General features: G+C 27.6%; 13 protein-coding genes and 1 tRNA gene. 8 read left to right on the forward strand and 6 right to left on the reverse strand.

The genetic code is table 11. The features are described from left to right. Positions 1 to 16: 16 nt before the first annotated feature. The gene (locus Q1X91_RS02295) at positions 17 to 1,576 is read right to left on the reverse strand and encodes a peptidase (RefSeq protein WP_300753030.1); all 1,560 of its coding nucleotides are present in this window, start codon (positions 1,574 to 1,576) and stop codon (positions 17 to 19) included. 159 nt (positions 1,577 to 1,735) lie between these two features. Here Q1X91_RS02295 and Q1X91_RS02300 point away from each other — a divergent pair. Continuing rightward, positions 1,736 to 1,818 (forward strand) — tRNA-Tyr (locus Q1X91_RS02300). Positions 1,819 to 1,863: 45 nt separating this feature from the next. Beyond that, complete coding sequence (locus Q1X91_RS02305) at positions 1,864 to 2,187, forward strand: STAS domain-containing protein (RefSeq protein WP_300753031.1); 324 nt, start codon at positions 1,864 to 1,866, stop codon at positions 2,185 to 2,187. Between the two features lie 1,036 nt (positions 2,188 to 3,223). Here the strand turns inward: Q1X91_RS02305 and Q1X91_RS02310 are convergent. From Q1X91_RS02310 to Q1X91_RS02325, 4 genes are all read right to left on the reverse strand, one after another. Beyond that, positions 3,224 to 5,221: a ribonuclease R family protein gene (locus Q1X91_RS02310; RefSeq protein ID WP_300753032.1), complete on the reverse strand. Its 1,998-nt coding sequence runs from the start codon at positions 5,219 to 5,221 to the stop codon at positions 3,224 to 3,226. Between the two features lie 304 nt (positions 5,222 to 5,525). Beyond that, the gene (locus Q1X91_RS02315; protein ID WP_300753033.1) at positions 5,526 to 6,377 is read right to left on the reverse strand and encodes a prephenate dehydrogenase; all 852 of its coding nucleotides are present in this window, start codon (positions 6,375 to 6,377) and stop codon (positions 5,526 to 5,528) included. A gap of 30 nt (positions 6,378 to 6,407) precedes the next feature. Further along, positions 6,408 to 7,721 carry an NYN domain-containing protein gene (locus Q1X91_RS02320; RefSeq protein WP_300753034.1) on the reverse strand — a complete coding sequence of 438 codons (1,314 nt, stop codon included), beginning with the start codon at positions 7,719 to 7,721 and terminating at the stop codon, positions 6,408 to 6,410. Between the two features lie 111 nt (positions 7,722 to 7,832). Further along, positions 7,833 to 9,992 carry an AAA family ATPase gene (locus Q1X91_RS02325; RefSeq protein ID WP_300753035.1) on the reverse strand — a complete coding sequence of 720 codons (2,160 nt, stop codon included), beginning with the start codon at positions 9,990 to 9,992 and terminating at the stop codon, positions 7,833 to 7,835. Between the two features lie 156 nt (positions 9,993 to 10,148). Between Q1X91_RS02325 and Q1X91_RS02330 the strand changes: the two genes are divergently transcribed. From Q1X91_RS02330 to pta, 6 genes are all read left to right on the forward strand, one after another. Beyond that, complete coding sequence (locus Q1X91_RS02330; RefSeq protein ID WP_300753036.1) at positions 10,149 to 10,817, forward strand: hypothetical protein; 669 nt, start codon at positions 10,149 to 10,151, stop codon at positions 10,815 to 10,817. A 42-nt stretch (positions 10,818 to 10,859) separates the two neighbouring features. Next, on the forward strand, positions 10,860 to 12,227 hold the full coding sequence (gene mgtE / locus Q1X91_RS02335) for a magnesium transporter (RefSeq protein WP_300753037.1): 1,368 nt from the start codon (positions 10,860 to 10,862) through the stop codon (positions 12,225 to 12,227). A 160-nt stretch (positions 12,228 to 12,387) separates the two neighbouring features. Next, positions 12,388 to 14,022: an ankyrin repeat domain-containing protein gene (locus Q1X91_RS02340; protein ID WP_300753038.1), complete on the forward strand. Its 1,635-nt coding sequence runs from the start codon at positions 12,388 to 12,390 to the stop codon at positions 14,020 to 14,022. A gap of 90 nt (positions 14,023 to 14,112) precedes the next feature. Next, positions 14,113 to 14,991 (forward strand): DMT family transporter, encoded by an 879-nt coding sequence (locus tag Q1X91_RS02345; RefSeq protein WP_300753039.1) that lies wholly within the window; start codon positions 14,113 to 14,115, stop codon positions 14,989 to 14,991. A gap of 315 nt (positions 14,992 to 15,306) precedes the next feature. Next, positions 15,307 to 16,449, forward strand: a complete 1,143-nt coding sequence (locus tag Q1X91_RS02350) for a serine/threonine protein kinase (protein WP_300753040.1) — start codon at positions 15,307 to 15,309, stop codon at positions 16,447 to 16,449. A gap of 271 nt (positions 16,450 to 16,720) precedes the next feature. Beyond that, on the forward strand, positions 16,721 to 17,728 hold the full coding sequence (gene pta, locus Q1X91_RS02355) for a phosphate acetyltransferase (RefSeq protein WP_300753042.1): 1,008 nt from the start codon (positions 16,721 to 16,723) through the stop codon (positions 17,726 to 17,728). 236 nt (positions 17,729 to 17,964) lie between these two features. Here pta and Q1X91_RS02360 read toward each other — a convergent pair whose 3' ends face one another. Further along, positions 17,965 to 18,993 carry a diguanylate cyclase gene (locus Q1X91_RS02360; RefSeq protein ID WP_300753044.1) on the reverse strand — a complete coding sequence of 343 codons (1,029 nt, stop codon included), beginning with the start codon at positions 18,991 to 18,993 and terminating at the stop codon, positions 17,965 to 17,967. Between the last annotated feature and the right edge of the window lie 180 nt (positions 18,994 to 19,173).

A 19,173-nucleotide genomic window follows, 5' to 3' on the forward strand; every position in this document is an offset into this window, starting at 1 on the left:
TTTATCAATACCTAAATTAATTTTCATAATAATATTCACTATTATTGTATTCATTATGCTCAATATAATCATTAGTGTTTTCTTCGTTGCTGTAATAGTAATAATCAGAATTATAATCTTCAGGTCTTATTATTATAATATTGTTTGTATTATTAAAATTGCTTTCAAGACTTTCTTCAAATTGTTCTTCTGGAATATTATTTTCATAGTAATTATTACTGTAATTATAATAATCAGTTTCATAAGCATTTGTATTATTATATAGATCATCATAATATCCGTAATTATAATCGCCGCTTATCTCATTTGAAATGCTCATACTAAACTCATAATTTCTAGCCTTTGAAGAGCCTTTAATCCATTTTTCTTTAGTTAAATCTCTTTCAAATATAAGATAATATCTTCCTTGAGGCAGACTTATAATCTGTTCATCATCTGTTTGGGGCATAGAAGCTATTTTACCTAAGGTATCATTTGAAATACTTATATTAATAGCCTGAGAATCTATAAGGAAATATGAAAGTTTTACGCTTGATTTGATAGGTACGCTGAAATTATAATAATCTCTGTCATATGAATAGTCAATTGCACCTTTATAAGTTTGATTAAACTCTATAGTCTGTGCTTCTGATGGTTTATTATTAGGTTCATGCTCTGTATATTTATCGAATGGTTTGGCTATAATGCTTACTCTGTATGGTATATTTATAACGGCATTTGTAGCTGCCAATATAAAATAATATGACATATAAGGATATAGTATTAATTTATCAACTGTTTCACCGTCTCCAGTATTATTGATATCTTTCATTGTTATCCAGTTTCCTTTTTGATCATAAAGCCTTATACTAGCATCAATGGCTGGAACACCTGAAAGCTCTATAGAAATAGAATATGTATTAAACGAACTATTTGTTATCTTATATGCGTCTATCTCCATATTTTTTAAATCGCCTGTTTTTAGAGTAGGGTTAAAAGTTTGACTGTAATATCCGTCTATAGTATAAAGTCTATTGTCGCTATTAACATCTATTATTTGTGCTGCAGAAATTTTATCATTAGGCTCTTTTTCATCTGATTCTTTATAATCTCTTTTTTCTACTATCAATGTATAATCAATATTTTCTTTTACTGTTTCTTTAGGAGATACAGATATATAATATTTATTTTCTTCATTGTTTTGAGAGTAAGGCAGATATATGTCTCTCATAACCTGATAGGAATATATATTTTCATTTGTATCAGGGGAGGCATTTGTATTTTCATTAGTATAATTAATCTCTGGTTCATTTATCACTTTTATAATATTGGTATTATAATCATACAAAGTCATAATAATTGGAGAGTATGTAGAATTGGATATATAAAAATTCGCTGTTTTTGTATTATCATCTATAGTAAAATAATAGTAATCAGTATTAAGCCCTTCAAACTGCCCTATAATCCCGTCTTTATTTATTTTTTGAGCACTGTCAAAAGATTTATTATTATAAGACTTTTTTTCAAGTTTATATTTCTGAGCATTGCACGAAAAAAGAATAAATAATAATATCATAACAGCAGTAGCGTTTCTCATTATATCATACCTCATTATTAATGAACTATAGAATCATTATACATCATTATCTAATAAAAAGATACCAATATAAATAAAAATATATTAAAAAAATCATATTTGCTATTGACATTTTTCTGTATGCATGCTATTATTCTTTATACGTTTTCAAATTAATATGGGTAGGTGGCCGAGCAGTCAATGGCAGCAGACTGTAAATCTGCCGACGTGAGTCTACGGGGGTGCGAATCCCTCCCTGCCCACATTCTTTTTTACGAATACTTTTCTTAAATTAAGAGGTCTTAATTTTGGCTATAGAATTTAATAACGAATATATATCTATAGTTATGGAAGCTAATCTTTCTGCTCCTGAAGAAATTAAACAGTTCATTGAAGACTCAGAAGAAGCATGCAATATCAGAATGCCTTTAGTTGTTCTTGATATGAAAAATGTTAAAGAAATAAATAGTGCTGGAATAGCTAAAATGCTTAAATTATACAAAAGTCTTCAGTCTCTAAAAGTTAAGCTATTTATGACTAATGTAGATGAATCTATATCGCCAACTCTTAAAAGCCTTATGATATTTAGTTTAATTAAATACTTTGAAAATCCTAAAGATTTTACTCTATAAATTAAATGATATTTTTTAGTTAAAGAGTAGATAGTTAATTATACAACATATAGGACAGCATTTTTATAAATAAAATAATTTTATACTGAAATTTTAAGTTCGTAAAAAATATATTTTCAAATTGTAATTATTTGTTGGGACTAGCCTTACTTTATACCCACAAGTTATTTTATATGCTGTATGTCTCATTCTGCGTGCCTTTGGCAAGGTATACTCAAATTTAGGTTGTCTACATTTAATACGTATTTTTTAAATATAAAGTTCTAGCAGCTGCGTTTTTCATGAAGCGTATCCGAAGGATAAAAACTTTTGGCTAAGCCCGCCTGAGACCAAGTAGCATTAAGTATGGTGTGTGCGGCAAAAAAGTTGATAATTCTGTATAAAGTGCATCACTTGACAAAATAAAGTTGTTCCAGTATATACCTAAACAAATATAGCTTGCCAATTTTTAGTTATTAATAAATGCAATTATAAGTTTATAAATAGTATGAAATATTATTAGACTTGTTTCAAAACTACTTGACAAATAATTTTATGAATTTGTTATTTTATACTATATTATATAATATTAATTATTAAATAAATCATATGTTTTACATGTTGTATGATTTATCATTTTAATATATAAATATGCAGTCTTTTTGCTTCTTTGTTAATATATAAATATGCAGTCTTTTTGCTTCTTTGTGCCACACCTGCCTACGGCACGGACAGGCGTCACAAAAGAAGTGGGGTTTGGTACGGCTGTGTGCTTCGCAGCAAAGCCCCAACTATAATCAAAAAAATATTAAATTAAAAAACTATAAATATTAATAAATTGAGTTTTGAAACAAGTCTATTATGTATTAATAAAATAGGTTTAAAATGTATTATAACAACTATGTTTTGCTTAAAATGCAGTCTTTTTGGTTCTTTTGGTCACAAAAAGAACTGGGGGTGTGGCACGGCTGTGTGCCTCGCAGCAAAGCCGATACAAACAATAAAATTAAAAGCTAAAAATTGACAAATTTAAAAATTTTTAGTATATATTTTTATATTATCTTCTCTTTTTAGATTTTTTTCTTTCTTTTCTATCTCTTCTATCTTTTGAACCTCTTTTTCTATCTTTAGATGATTTATGAGATTTCTTTGAATATATTTCTTTTTTGTTTTTCTTCTTCTTTAAGAAATCTCTGCTGTCTATTATATCTCTGTCATCAAAACTATTATCAAATTCGCTTGCAGGTATAAAGTCAATGAATAATTCTTTAATATCTACTTTATAAACTACTATTCTTATTCTGTCGCCCAATGTGTACCATTTGGCATCTTTTTCGCTATATGCTGCCTGTTCATTTTCATCATATCTGTAATGCGATTTTAATACAGCATATCTTATTAAGCCTTCTATTCCTCTGTCTTCTATTTCAACGAATATACCGAAGTTTGTAATTCCGCTTATTATTCCGTTATATTCATTTCCTACTTTGTCCTTCATAAATCTTGCAGCTTTTACTTTTGCCAAACTTCTCTCACATTCAACTGCAACTCTTTCTGTTTTTGAGCACCACTGTGCAGAATTGGTATAAAACTGCTGCATAGTAGGTTTTAAATTATTTATACTTTCTAATGAAAGTTTTAAAAGTCTATGAGTAAGCAGGTCAGTATATCTTCTTATAGGTGAAGTAAAATGAGTGTAGTATTCAAAACCAAGCCCAAAATGCCCTATATTATTAACATCATATATAGCCTGTTTCATAGAACGAAGGAGTAGGGTAAGAAGTAATTTTTCGTCTGGCTTTCCCATTATAGATTGTATAAATGAATGAAAATCTAAATTACCGTCTGCATCTTTAGTTAATCTGTATCCTCTGTTAAATGCTATCCTTGTAAAAGTATCAAGCTTTTCCATGTCTGGACTGTCATGTACTCTGTAAATAGAACCTTTTATATTTTTTAATTTTTTAGCTACTTCGCAGTTGGCAATAAGCATTAATTCTTCTATTATTTTATGAGTTTCTTTTCTCTCACCAATAAAAAAGTCTTTTGGATTGCCGCCTTTATCCAATATTATCTGTGTCTCATTGAGATTAAACTCTATACTGCCGTTTTCTATTCTTTTTTGAAGAAGTATTTTTTTTACATCATCAGCATTTTTTAATAATTCTACAAGCCAATCTTCATCTTGCTCTATACCGTCCAAAACATCTTGGGCATAGTCATATGTTAATCTTCTGCTCGGCTTTATGACGCTTTTATGAAAAGTGCTTTCTTTAACATTCCCATTATTATCTATAGTTACAAAAACAGTCATAGTAAATCTGCTTACACCTTCATTTAAAGAACATATGCCGTTTGAAAGTTCATGCGGAAACATTGGATAAACTGTATCTATCAAATAAACACTGTTTCCTCTTTTTCTGGCTTCTCTATCTAAAGCACTTCCCATTACTACGAAATGACTTACATCAGCAATATGAATGCCTAATTTATATCCGTCATTTAATTTTTCTATACTTATGGCATCATCAAAATCTTTTGAATCTGCTCCGTCTATTGTTACAGTTCTTATATTTCTTAAATCTATTCTGTCAAACTCTAGTTCTACATTCTCCATACTGTCTGGTAAAAGTTTAGCCTCTTCCAAACATTTTTTTGGGAAATCAGTAGGTACATTATATGCTTTTGCTATTATCTCAGCATCTTTTTTGGCATTGTTAATATCTACTTTTATTTCTGGTTTTGGTATGCTTGTCTTTTTATTTTCTCTATCAGATTTTTTATTTTTTGCATTTCTTCTGTCTCTTTTACTTTCTGATGCCGTATTTCCTTTTTCAGATGATTTTCTTAATTCTCTTTCTAAATATACTTTTCCCTCATTTGTAAGTTTTAGCATATTAGATTTCTTCATTACCAGTCCCATTGATACAGATTTTTGAAGCATTTTTTCAAAGCGTAATTTATCTTTTTTAGTTTCTACATATTTGTTTTTATAAGCAGAAATATCTAATTCTTTTTCTTTGTTTATTCTTTTTAATAATTTTATTACTTTCATAGTTTTTTAATTTACCTGTGTTTTATACTAGACTATATTAATTAATTTTTTGATATTAGTTTCATTATAGCAGTATTATTTATAATGTCAAACATAAGATTTTTTTACATATTAACATTAATGCGGTTCTTTATTATAGAAAGCATTTATTTTTGATACCCCCATATAGTCATGGGGGTAAAAAGTTTAATTAAATGAAGGTTATAAAAATAGTATCAAAAGATACAAAGTTATTAGCTCTTATTAATATTTGTTAGTATATTCTAACATATTATAAAGTTTTGTCAATATCTAATTAATATTATTATTTATAATTTTTTCTTTTAATCCATTCATTTTTTATATTGTTGGAATTATTCATCAAGTTTTTTAAGGCTTCTCTATCTTTATTATGCAAAGCATTTTTAAAATCTTCCAAGCATTTTATGTATTTATCTAATGATTCATACAGATATTCGCTATTGTATAAAAATAATTCGCTCCACATGTTAGCATCTATTGTTCCTACTCTGGTATGGTCTGATAAACTGTTGCCTTCAAAACCAAGAGAAGCTAAAAAATGATCATGATTAACAATACCGCATGCTATTATATGCATTAGCTGACTTGTAAAAGCTATCATTTCATCATGTTTTTTAGACGTTGATATTATAACTTTTCCTGAACCTATATCATAAGCTAATTTTTCTATTATTTTTATATCATTTTCATTGGCATTGTCATTGTTTACTATAATGGCATTAGAGTTTTTAAATAGATTTTCAGATGAGTTTTGATATCCTCCTTTTTCTTTTCCAGCCATAGTATGAAGACCTACATATTTTTTATCTTTAGTATTATTAAAAATATCAGTTTTTACACCGCAAAAATCAGATAGTATCTTTTTATTATCTATTAAGTGCTTATACTTATCAATAATATCTATCGCTATAGAAGGCAAAGTGCATATCATGATAATATCTGACCATTCAATATATTCCTCTATATTGTCATAATTAGAAGCACCTTTTTCAATGTATCCGTCTTTTAAAGCAAATTCTATATTTTCTTTATTGGTATCTACTGCATATATATTGTAGTTTTCATTACTTGCCTTTAATGCCTTAATTAAAGAACCTCCCATTAATCCCATTCCAATTACTGTTATATTAGACATAAACTTTCCTTAAAATAATATTTAGTATTTTTATAACTCTTTTGCGATATCGTCAAGTGTTTCTAATGTCTTATCTTTATCTTTTATAATAAATTTTCGACCTTGTTCAGTTAGTTCAGTATATTTTCCTAGCTTTAATATTATCTCTTTTATGTTTTTAAACTTTGTATGTTTTATAGCACTTTGTCCGCTTGCCATATTAAACTCTTTATTAATTTTTTTCATTACAGATGATAATGTTATAGCCTTATTTTCTTTATCTTCTGAAAGCACTTTTTTTAATACATATATAAAGTTTTTATCGTTTATTTCATCAGTATAATTAATTTCATTTTTATTTAAAATATTATCATTCATTTTATTTTCAAATGATTTTATAGTTTCTTCTATAGTGAAAGAAGAATTATTTGATGTTGTTTTAATTTCATTTTTATTTAAAAAATCAATAACTTCATTTATATTTTGATATCCTGCCAATTTTAGGGCACTTTCTCCTTTTTGGCAGAGCTTATCATTTATTTTATTGCATATATAAGATTTCGATATTTCTAAATTTTTATTTTTATCATAAAAATCTTTTATCTCATCTGAGAAGCATTGCCAAAACTCTTTTTCTTCTATTTTATTTTCTTTATCATTATTATAATTATTTTGTTCAATATTTTCAGGTTTATTTTCTAAATTATTAACATTGTTTTCAATTTCTTTATTTTGTTTATGTTTATTCTCATTATTTTTTTTACGTTTTTTAGTTTCCTTATTTTTTTTATTATTCTCAATTATATTTTCTCTGATTATTTCATTGTTATTATTTTCATTAACTGTCTTTTTATTCTTATTTTTATTATCTGAATTATTTTCTTTAACTGCATTATCTCTGTATTTTTCTATTTTAAATGGATCATGGCAGCATGCATTTTGAAATATTTTCTTTTCAAAATTGTCTGATGTTGTAACCATAGATACTATGCAGCCATGCCTCATTAATTTATCCATAACAATGCTGTAATCAACATCTTTTGTTACAAATACTATAATATCTATTTTTTTATATATGATAAAATCTTCAAAGGCATCTAATGATGATTTCATGTCTGCCATATTTTTTGCTTTTTTAAAAGGCACAGAATGAATGATATCAATATGCAAATCTCTTAAATGTTTTGCATATTTCTTTATGGATTTTGAATCTCCATAAGCCTTTTTTATAGAAAATACAATATCTTCATCTTTTAATTGCTCTTTGTAATAGTCTAAAATATTTTTGAGCATTGATTTAAGATTTACATGAAAATCTAAATATCTTATATTTTCTAAGTCTATATATATACCTATTTTTTTCATAATGCCATCACTATTATTTAATTATTGATTATATAGATATATTGTATAAAAAATTAATAAAAATACAATACTATTAAAGATAATTTGTGTTATTTAAACAATATGTAATTTTTATGATAGTTCATGTATTACAGCTTCTTTATAGTCTTTCATTATATCGCGTATAAATACATCTTTAGTAAATATTGCTATAGGAATATTATATTTATTGGTATATTCTCTTATAAATGATAATGCCTCTTTTGTTCTGTTATTGTCAAATGTTATAAAAGGATCATCTAATAGTATTAACCTTCCAGCTTCATGTATTTTTGTAAGTATAGAAAGACGCATAGCTATATAAACTGCATCCTTTGTAGCTGAGGATAATAATTCTACGTTTCTGCTTTCATTTTGTTTATCTTTTACCATAATTTTTGATTTGTCAAATCCAGACATTTCTATTCCGTTATCGGATAAACTTTTTCCAGTGATATGATTGTATAATACTTTAGCTTCATTAGAGAGAGAATTAAATATATCATCATTTTTTTTATTTATTTCTGAGAGCATATTTTCTAATAATTCCAAAGCCTTTTTTCTTTTATTTAAGTTTTTTATCTCTTCATTATTTTCTGCAAGCTCACTTTCAAAATTTATTATGCTGTCATGTATATTATCTGTACTGTTAAGTTCACCCTTAATATACGAAGCATTTGATATAACTTTATTCATATTTTCTTTTATAGTGTTTATTTCTCTTTCTAGTTCTTTTAATTTGTTTTCTATTGCTTTCATTTCCATTTCATTAAAGCTGTCTGGATTAATACCTTTATCATCAAGTTCTTTTAATATTCTGCTGCAGTTTGCCTCTAGTGTAGGTATATCTCTAAGTCCGAACTTTTTTGCTTCTGTGATGAGTTTAGCAAATAATTCTTCTGTATTTTTATAAACATTATCAAAATTAGTTTTTATTTCATAGTAGTTTTCTTTATTTTTTACGTTCAGCTTATTAAAAAAAATTTTTAATTCATTATTATAATTTTCCAAATTAATAATAGTTTCTTCAAGCTGTTTTTTATAATTGTTTAGTTCTTCTTCATCATTGTTTGAAAGTATAATTTCTATTCTAGCTAATTCTTTATTTAGAATATCTTTAAGAGATGATAGTTCTAAATTGTCAGTATTAATATCAAGTTCAGGAAGGGAGTCCAATATATCATTTATAAATTTTTCGTTTTTACCTTCTTTTATAAACATAAAAGGTATAGAAGGAAGAATTATTAAAAACCAATACGGATTTTTAAAATATAAACTTAAAAGTGATGATATTAAAATTACGGCAGATAAAAAAACTATCTTTGGTATTCTATTATTTTTCTCTCTTAATACGTCTATTTTTTTTACAGCCTTATCTATTCTTAATCTTATGCTTTCATAATCAGTTTTTTTCTTTTCTTCTGCAGATTTTTGAAGAGGTTCTATTTTTCCTTTAATATATGCTATATTATTTTTGCATTCATCTATTTTTCTTTCCATATCATTTATTGTTTTTGAATGATCATTTTGCAGATAGAGATTTTCTTTTATAAATTTATCTTTTTTATAAAAATCATTTATCATAGTAAGTATATTTAATGCTGCATTTTTTTCTTTTGATTTATTTTTTTCTTCTCTTAAGCTGTTTAATTTATTGTATTCATTAACTTTTTCTTTTATGATATTGTCGCTTTCTTTTAGAAGTTCGTTTAATTCTTTTAATTTATCTTTTTTATTAACTTCTGTGTTAGCTTTATTATATAGATTATCAAGCTTTTCTTTTATCTCTTCGTTTCTGTATTTTAAATTTTTTAATTGAGCAGGTATTGCTGACTGAGATTTTCCAGAGTATTCTGCTTTTACTTCGGATATTATTTTACCAACATCTATATCTGAGGCAAATAATTTCTTTTTTATTTCGCTTTCCCAATCTTTGGAATCTTTTTTGCTGTCTGACATTTCAAATATTATTTCGCTTTGTCTTATTGAATATAAATTATTATAAGACTGAGGATGCATTTTTTTTGAAGGGTCTATTTCTGGTATAATATTAATATCTATATCATCGCCGTATCTTGATTTTATTTGTTTTGCAAATGCTGAAGTTTTTTTATTTTCTGAGAATAAAAGCATAAGAGAATCAAATATTGTGGTTTTACCAGATTCATTTTCTCCGTAAAATAGGGTTAGTTTATCAGATATTTCAAAGGATTTATTTTTAAACTTTCCGAATTTATTTAAATTTAGTATCATTTTATTTTCCAGCTAATTATAATATAAGGCATTTTATCATTTTTAATACAAATTTCAAATTTATTAATTTTATAAATATAGCTTAAAATAAATAATTGACATTCTATTATTTTTTTATATTATAGAAAATATATAAAAATATAAAGTAGGAATCATATGAAAAAAATTGTATTATCATTATTATTTTTAATTGTTTCTAGTTTTGGTTTATTTGCCCAACATGGCGGAGGCGTGGCATTATTTGTGCCATTGACTGGAAGTTTTGCCTTTGCTGATGTAAGAGGTCTTGACGGAAGTAAACTAAATATATTAAAAACGAGCAGTGCTTTTGATTTCGGAGTATTAGTTCAGCCAGGATATTTTTATGATTTCGGCGGATTATTAGGTTTTGATGTTTTGGCAGATATCGGATATTACAGAAGTTCTTATAAATATATAAATACAAAAGATGCAAATGTTGTTTCATATACATTTGACAGTTTAAATACGGGAATTATGTTCAGAGTTACAGCTTTGGTATTATCATTAGGTATAGGAACTGGTGTGAAAATACCATTAGCTGCTGATATTCAGGACGCTGATTACGGAGTTAAATTAAATAGGAGTGAAATAGAAAGCTCATTTGAAACGGCAGTGATACCGTATTTGAAATTTACCATAGATTTTAAGTATAATTTAAGCAGTTTTGCAGCTATTGCAGCAGGACTTTATTTTAATTATGATTTTGCTATGAATTATAAAAACCCTAATTATTCAAAGTATAATATACATTCATTTGATTTCGGTATACAGATAGGTACTTATTTGGTAGGAACTAGATACTAATTTTTGTTTAATTAGCTTATAATATTTTAGCGGGAGCGGTGTATGCTTAAAGAACTTTTACAGCCTGAAATTGAAGATTTGATAGAAGAAAAAGACTGGGATGCATTAAGAGATATACTTCCATTATGGCAGGAAGTTGAAACAGCTAATTTAATAACTTCTTTAAAAAATGAAGATAAATATAAAGTTTTTAGCATACTTCCCAAAGATTATTATTGGGGTGTATTTCCAGAGTTAGTTCCTATAGATCAGCAAAGAATAATAGAAAACATGCAGGAAGCTGATATTAAAGAGCTTTTGGAGAATATGAATCCAGATGATAGGACATATTTTTTGGAGTCTATACCAGAGGAAATGTCTGAAAATATATTAAAGCTTCTAGGAAGTGAGGACCGTGAAATAGCTTCTTGGCTTTTGGCATATCCAGAAGGCAGTATAGGACGTTTGATGACGCCTGAATATATAAGTATTAAGCCTGATTGGACAGTGGGTGAGGCTTTTGAATATATAAGAAGCAATATAGAAGATGCTGAAACTTATACAACTATATATGTTATAGATGAAAGGCGTACATTAATAGGTTCTATTCCTCTAAGAAAATTATTTTTTACTGATAAAAATACTCTTATATCAGAAATAACAAGCAGCTGTCCTTATATATTAGTTTATGAGGAGCAGGAAAATGCTATTGAAGTGATAAAAAAGTATAATCTTCATTCTCTTGCGGTTATTGATGACAGGCATGCTATGCTTGGTATTGTTACAGTTGATGATATACTTGATATAGCTGAAGAAGAATATACTGATGATTTTCATAAAATGGCTGGTATTACTTCAAGTGAGGATCAGTTTGATGATAATTTAAAAATCACACCTATAGCAACTTTGTACAAACAAAGAATATTATGGTTATTAATATTAGTATTTATTAATATATTTTCAGGCGGAGTTATAGGTATATTTCAGAATACGCTTCAAAAACATATAGTATTGGTAGTATTTCTGCCGCTGCTTATAGGAAGCGGAGGTAATGCTGGGAGTCAGTCTGCTACACTAGTTATACGTTCTCTTGCCATAGGTGATGTTGTACTTAAAGATTGGTTTTATATGCTTTCAAAAGAATTAATAGTATCTTCTATGCTTGGACTTAGCATGGCTGTTGGTGCTTACATATTGGGTATTATACGAGGAGGGTTTGAGATAGCTGCCATTGTAGGCATATCAATGTTTAGCATAGTGTTTATAGGGAGCATTATAGGTCTTTGTCTGCCTTTTATATTAACAAAATTAAACATAGATCCTGCTATCAGCGGTGCTCCTATGCTTACATCTATATGTGATATAATAGGTACAGCAATATACTGTTCTATAGCAACTTTGGCTTTTATAATACTAAATAATGTTAATTAAGTAATATTTTTTTTATTAATTTATAAATTTTTTTTAAAAAAAATTGCTAAATTAATATTATAATTTATAATGACAAATAATTTTTATTAACAAATAAAAATATATTTGACTATTTGAGGTTTTATATTAAATTATAAATATATAATGGGGTTTAATATTTATGAGAGAAATTGAAATAGAATTGCATGAAGCTTCAGCAAAAAATAATATATTAGCAGTAGAAATTTTACTAAAAAATAAAGATATAGATGTAAATTTAAGCAATATATTGGGGCTAACCCCATTAACTCATGCCTGCCGAGCAGGATATAAGGAAATAGTTGAACTTCTTTTGGATGCAGGTGCTGATGTAAATAAGGCGGATCAATTATATATAACTCCTCTTATGAATGCATGTGCCAATGGTCATACAGATATAGTAAATTTGCTTATAAAGAGAGGAGCGTTAGTAAATTTAAGCAACTGCAACAGCGAAACCCCTTTGCATTATGCTTGTTCAGAGAATCATTTTGATATTATAAAAATACTTGTAGAAAATGGTGCTGATGTTAATGCAAAGACTGATACTAATGTAACACCTCTTATGTATGCCTGTCAGAAATCTAATTTTGATGCGGTAAAATTTCTTATAGATAGTAATGCCAATATTAATGATACAGACATATACGAAGAGACTGTATTATCTTATGCCATATCAAGCGGTAATATTGATATAGTAGAATATATACTTAATACAAATGATATAGAGATACCTAAATACTCTCTTACAATAGCAGCTATAAGCGGTAATTTATCTTTAGTTCATTATATACATTCAAAATTAGGCGTAAATAAACATAATGTGTTTTCAAGTGCATTTATATCAGCAGCTTATAATGGACATTTAGATGTAGTGAGATATTTTTTTGATAATTCTAGGAAAAAAGCTCCTAAAGCATTGGCAATAGCCGCTTCAGCAGGTCATAAAGATATAGTAAATTATTTTCTTATGAATAAAGTTCCATTAGACGGTGTTACAGATAACGGCAAATCTGCTTTAATATCTGCCATAGAAATAGAAAACAAGGAAATTATAGATTTATTAATTAAGTATGGTGCTGATGTTAATAAGGCTGATGATGATGACGTAACTCCTTTAATGTATGCATGCTATATTGGAAATATTGAGATAGTAAAAACTTTACTTGACAATAATGCCGATGTCAATGTTTATGACAGCATAGACAGAAATGCAGTAGTACATGCTATTATAGCTGGTAATATAGATATAGTAGAGCTTCTTCTTATGCATGGAATGTCTTTGAATAGTGCAGAAGGTGCTATTACCCCCTTAATGTGGGCTGTTATATATGATAATTTGAAATCTGTAAAATATTTAGTAGAGAAGGGCGAAGATATAGAAGAAAATGATATTAATGGTTGGAATTCTTTTATGTTTGCATGTGCCAAAGGCTATATTGATATTGTAAAATATATTTTTCAGTTATCTCCTGATATTATTAATAAAAAAAGCAAACTTGATGAAACACCTTTGATAATTGCAGCTGATAACGGAAAGCTTGATATTGTAGAATATTTACTTAAAAATAATGCTTCTGTAAAAGATAGAAATGCTAATGGAGATACAGCATTATATATAGCTTCTTCAAACGGATATTTTGAAATATGTGAAAAATTAGTTGAATATTATACAATAAATTATCCTAATAATGTATTTGAAAGAGAATATTTCATTGCTAAAGAAAAAGGATATAACAGCATAGCTGATTTATTTCAAAATAAATTAAAATCATAAATAGTCCTTTATTTTGTAAAATACATTTTGACATTTTAATATAAATATTATATTATCTATCATCATATTTTTTATGTTCTGGACACCATTATGGATAATAAAGAAAGATTAGGTACTATAGGTATATTTTTAACGGCATTAATTTGGGGATATAGTTTTGTAGCAGTAAAGGTTGTTGTGCAGGAAATAGAACCTTTTTATCTTGTGGGATTTAGGAATTTAGCAGGCGGTATTTTTCTTTCTTTAATTTTCTTTAAAAGAATGAAAAAAATAACAAAGAGAGATATACTTCTTTCAATACCTGTAGGTGCTGCTTTATTTTTGGGTTTCTTTCTTCAAACTATGAGTTCTAAATTTATAACAGCTTCAAAGGTGGCATTTTTTACTGGCTCTTATGTTATATTTATACCGTTTCTTGCTTGGGCATTATATAAAAAAAGACCTCATATTGCAGCATTTATAGCAGTTGTGATTACAGTTATAGGATTATATTTATTAACATCATTTGACGGATTAGGCAGTATTAAGGCTGGAGATTTATTTGCTTTGCTTTGTGCGGTTGTATTTGCTGTTCATTTAATGCTTATAGATAAAATGCTTGAATATGTAGACGGCATAATAATGGCTTCATTGCAGCTTATCATAGCAGGTATAATATCATTATCTGCAGGAATTATCACTTCAACACCATTCGATATAAATGCAGTATCAAGAGAAAGTATATATTCTATTATTTATCTTGCAATAGGAGCTACTGGAATAGCATATCTTCTTCAGACAGTATCGCAGAAATATGTTAATCCAAATAAGGCTGGTATTATTTTGAGTTTGGAATCATTTTTAGGAGCTTTGGGCGGTATTATTTTTATGAAAGACCCCCTTACTATAAATTTTGTGATAGGGGGTATATGTATGATATCCGCTATATTTATATGTGAGATTGGAAGCAGTATAAAAAAAACTGACTAATATTATATTATTTATTGACAAAAATAATAAAAAATATATAATCCCTCAGTATAAATATTATGTGTTTATATGTTTCTAATTATTGATTATTCTTTAATATCTTATTTCTGATAATCAATAGGAGTACTGATAATGAAAAATCTTAAACTAAAAGCAAAAAAGTTTTCTTATCCTATTTCATCTCTATTGAGGTGATTTTATCTTTTTACAATTTCGATTAATTTTCTAAAGCAAGTATCATAATAATATTATTTTGTTAAATATTATTAGTTTAATAAACAAAAAACTGTAATAAATATAAGGAGATTTCTCAATATGAAAATCGTTAATTCGTGGAATGATTTTGACCCATTAAAACATGTTATAGTAGGAAGAGCTGATAACTGCTGTATAGCTCCTTCTGAACCTGCATCTAAAGCTAAAGTACCTTTAAACAGTCCTATGAGAGGTATGACAGGTCCAAGACCTTTGGATACAGTAGAAAAAGCAAATGCTCAGTTGGATAATCTTTGTAAAATATTGGAGCAGCATGGAGTAAAAGTTGACAGACCAACTCCTCTTCAATGGAATCAGGCTGTTGTAACACCTCATTTTATGACTGGAAGTATGTTCGGATGTATGCCTCCTAGAGATGTACTTCTCACTATAGGTAATGATATAATAGCAGCACCTATGTCATTCAGATCAAGATATTTTGAATATTTAGCTTATTCTCCAATACTTAGAAAATATTTTGATGAAGACCCTGATTTCAGATGGATAGCAGCACCTCGTCCGGAACTTGGAGATGCTAGTTATGATATGCATTATTTTGACGGAGATGTAACAGAAGAAGTATTACTTGAAAGAACTGCTAAACTTCATATGGTAACTACTGAACATGAAATACTTTTTGATGCTGCTGATGTTATGAGATTAGGTAAAGATTTATTCTGTCAGCATGGACTAACAACAAACAGAAAAGCTATGGAATGGTTAAGAAGACAGTATCCAGATTTCAGAGTACATGCTGTAAACTTCCCTGGAGACCCTTATCCAATTCACATTGACGCTACATTCGTACCATTAAGACCTGGTTTAATAATTAATAACCCTACTAGAAAACTTCCAGAAGAACAAAGAAAAATATTTGAAGCTAATGGCTGGGAAATAGTAGATGCTGCACAGCCTGCTCATGAAACTCCTCCTCCTCTTTGTTATTCAAGCGTTTGGCTTTCTATGAACTGTTTGGTATTAGACCATAAAACAGTATTGGTAGAAGCAAGCGAAGTACATCAGTTGGAACAAATGGACAAACTTGGAATGAATGTTATACCAGTACCATTTAGAGATGCTTATCCATTTGGAGGCGGTTTGCATTGTGCTACTGCCGATGTTTACAGAGAAGGTTCTTGTGAGGATTATTTCCCTAAACAAGTTGAAGATCCTACTTTGGTTACATATAAAAAATGGAGCTGATTTATAAATTATAATTTTTGATAATTTTACTAGGGGGCATTGAATGCTCCCTTTATTATATATAATTAAAAATATGATAAATTTTAATTATTAAAATATAAATAGTTTTTTTATTCTTATATGAATTTGTTTTAAATATTGAAAAAATTAATTTAAAATTATATATATATTATACAAAAATTATACACATGCATGGTATATGTTTGCAAAAATATTATTTATGTATTAAACTATATAGATAGTAATTTTATTTTTAAAGAGGTTTTTTATTATGGCATCATTTATGGATAATTTGAGAGAAAAAGTAAAATCTAATCCTAAAACTATTATATTGGCTGAAGGATATGATGAAAGACATGTTAAAGCTGCAGTTATTTTAAAGAAAGAACAGTTAGTTAAAGGAGTTATATTAGTTGGAGATACTTCTAAAATAGAAGCTTTGGCAAAAGAAAATGCATTAGAGTTAGATGGTAATTTTGCTAAAATTTTTGACCCTAATAAAGATGCTAAAACAGAAAACTATATTGAAATGCTTTTTAAAGCCAGAGAAAAAAAAGGTATGACTAAAGATCAGGCTAAAGATTTAATTATTAACAATTCCGTTTATACTGGTGCTGCTATGCTTGCTTCCAACGATGCTGACGGTATGGTAGGAGGAGCAGTATATGCTACTGGTGAAATGCTAAGAGCTGCTTTATTTTTAATTGGTCTTAAAAAAGGTATTAAAACTTTATCTTCTACATTCTTTATTGAAAGTCCGGACAAATCTTTATTTACAAATGGTATAGCTTGTTTTGCTGACTGTGCTGTTATACCTGATCCTACTTCTGAACAGCTTGCTGATATTGCTGAATCTACTGCTGAATCTTACAGAATTATGACTGGTTTAGAACCAAAAGTTGCTTTGCTTTCTTTCTCTACTAAAGGCTCTGCTAAACATGAAAGTGTTGATAAAGTAATAGAAGCTAAAAAAATATTAGATTCACGTAATGTAAATTTTGCTTATGACGGCGAAATGCAGTTTGACGCTGCTATAGTAGAAAAAGTAGGTGCTCAGAAAGCTCCTGGTTCTCCTATTAAAGGTAATGCTAATGTACTTGTATTCCCAGAATTAAATGCTGGAAATATCGGATATAAAATAGCTCAAAGAGTAGGTAAATGTACTGCTATAGGTCCTATGCTTCAAGGTATTGCTAAACCTGCTAATGACCTTTCAAGAGGCTGTTCTGCTCAGGATATAGCTGATTTGGCAGTATTGACTTCTTTACAATCTATGTAATAAATTTTATTTTAATTATAAAAAGTCTTGATATTTTAATAATATTGGGGCTTTTTTGTAAATTTAAGATTATTAGAGTTATTTTAAAACTCTGCCGATAAATATTCTTTATTGTGTTTTTTGTAATTGTGCGTATTCATTTTAAATACTTAAATTAATCATTATCTTACTATTATTGATATAAAAAATATGAAAAGATTAAGAGTCGAATTAGTGAATTTTATATATCTGAAAAATTAATGCATTATAACCTTATTTCTTCCAAGATGTTTAGCTTCATACATAGCTGAATCAGCATTTTTTATGGTGTCTGCTATAGGCTTTTTCGATGTACCCTTATGTTCTGCTATTCCTACACTTACTGTAACATTTATTATAGTAGATTCATAATTAAATCTCTTTTTTTCTACAGTTTTACGTATTCTTTCAGCTACTATATATGCCTGTTCTTTTTTTGTATTAGGGCATATTACTATAAACTCTTCTCCGCCGTAACGTATAGCAACATCGCTTTTTCTAAGCATATGAATATTATTATCAGAAGCATTGCTTAAAAGTTTACCAATCTCATGAAGAACCACATTTCCGCAGTCATGTCCGTATATATCATTAATATCTTTAAAATGATCCAAATCCATAAATATTATAGAAATGCTGTATTTGTATCTTTTTGCTCTGTCAACTTCTTCTTCTATTATTTTATTAAAATAACGTACATTAAATAGTCCAGTCAGAGGATCTATTGTAGACTGTGCATGAAGAGTATCTATTTCCTTCATAAGTTTTTTTATAACTTTGTCTTTTTCTATTGAAGATTTTTTTTCGATTTCATTTACGCTGAAACTCATATTACGCATTTTTATTTTTATTACATTTTCAAATAAATCGTAAATATTTACAACGCCTATAGGATAATTGTCTGAGTTTATGATAACTAAATAATCTATTTTATTATCTTTCATAATATCAAAAGTCATAAGTATATCATCTTCAGGATGTGCTATTATAAGATTTTTATTCATAAAAGCTGATACTTCTTTATTAATTACAGCATTTTTAGAACTCTTTTTTGATATATCTTTGATAACATTTAGCAAAATATTATCACAATTTATAACACCTACAATTTTATCAGAATCATTTACAACTGCTAGTATTTTGTTAGAAGATTTAGATGCAATGGAGACTAGCTCTAATAGATTAGAGTCTTTTTTTATCACTCCAATACGATTTTCCATTATGGATTTGATAATACTTCTATACATTAAAAATACCTAAAAATAAGATACAGCCTTAACCTAATATTAACATATATATATTTTTTTTCAATATATTTTTAATACATATGTTTAAGAGCCATAGATATTGCACACTTTTAGTTTAAAAAAAAGATGGTATTCCTTATAATTTATAATTGCTACAAATAAACCAAAAGGAATACCTAT

It is taken from the genome of uncultured Brachyspira sp. (assembly GCF_949287625.1).
In the GTDB taxonomy this organism is placed as follows: Bacteria; Spirochaetota; Brachyspiria; order Brachyspirales; family Brachyspiraceae; genus Brachyspira.

Bases quoted from the DNA above. Each gene is read 5' to 3' on its own strand.
- Q1X91_RS02325 (WP_300753035.1), bottom strand. From the start codon at position 9,992: ATGATACTAAATTTAAATAAATTCGGAAAGTTTAAAAATAAATCCTTT.
- pta (WP_300753042.1), top strand. From the start codon at position 16,721: ATGGCATCATTTATGGATAATTTGAGAGAAAAAGTAAAATCTAATCCT.
- Q1X91_RS02350 (WP_300753040.1), top strand. From the start codon at position 15,307: ATGAAAATCGTTAATTCGTGGAATGATTTTGACCCATTAAAACATGTT.
- Q1X91_RS02345 (WP_300753039.1), top strand. From the start codon at position 14,113: ATGGATAATAAAGAAAGATTAGGTACTATAGGTATATTTTTAACGGCA.
- Q1X91_RS02315 (WP_300753033.1), bottom strand. From the start codon at position 6,377: ATGTCTAATATAACAGTAATTGGAATGGGATTAATGGGAGGTTCTTTA.
- Q1X91_RS02360 (WP_300753044.1), bottom strand. From the start codon at position 18,993: ATGTATAGAAGTATTATCAAATCCATAATGGAAAATCGTATTGGAGTG.
- mgtE (WP_300753037.1), top strand. From the start codon at position 10,860: ATGCTTAAAGAACTTTTACAGCCTGAAATTGAAGATTTGATAGAAGAA.
- Q1X91_RS02330 (WP_300753036.1), top strand. From the start codon at position 10,149: ATGAAAAAAATTGTATTATCATTATTATTTTTAATTGTTTCTAGTTTT.
- Q1X91_RS02320 (WP_300753034.1), bottom strand. From the start codon at position 7,721: ATGAAAAAAATAGGTATATATATAGACTTAGAAAATATAAGATATTTA.
- Q1X91_RS02340 (WP_300753038.1), top strand. From the start codon at position 12,388: ATGAGAGAAATTGAAATAGAATTGCATGAAGCTTCAGCAAAAAATAAT.
- Q1X91_RS02310 (WP_300753032.1), bottom strand. From the start codon at position 5,221: ATGAAAGTAATAAAATTATTAAAAAGAATAAACAAAGAAAAAGAATTA.
- Q1X91_RS02295 (WP_300753030.1), bottom strand. From the start codon at position 1,576: ATGAGAAACGCTACTGCTGTTATGATATTATTATTTATTCTTTTTTCG.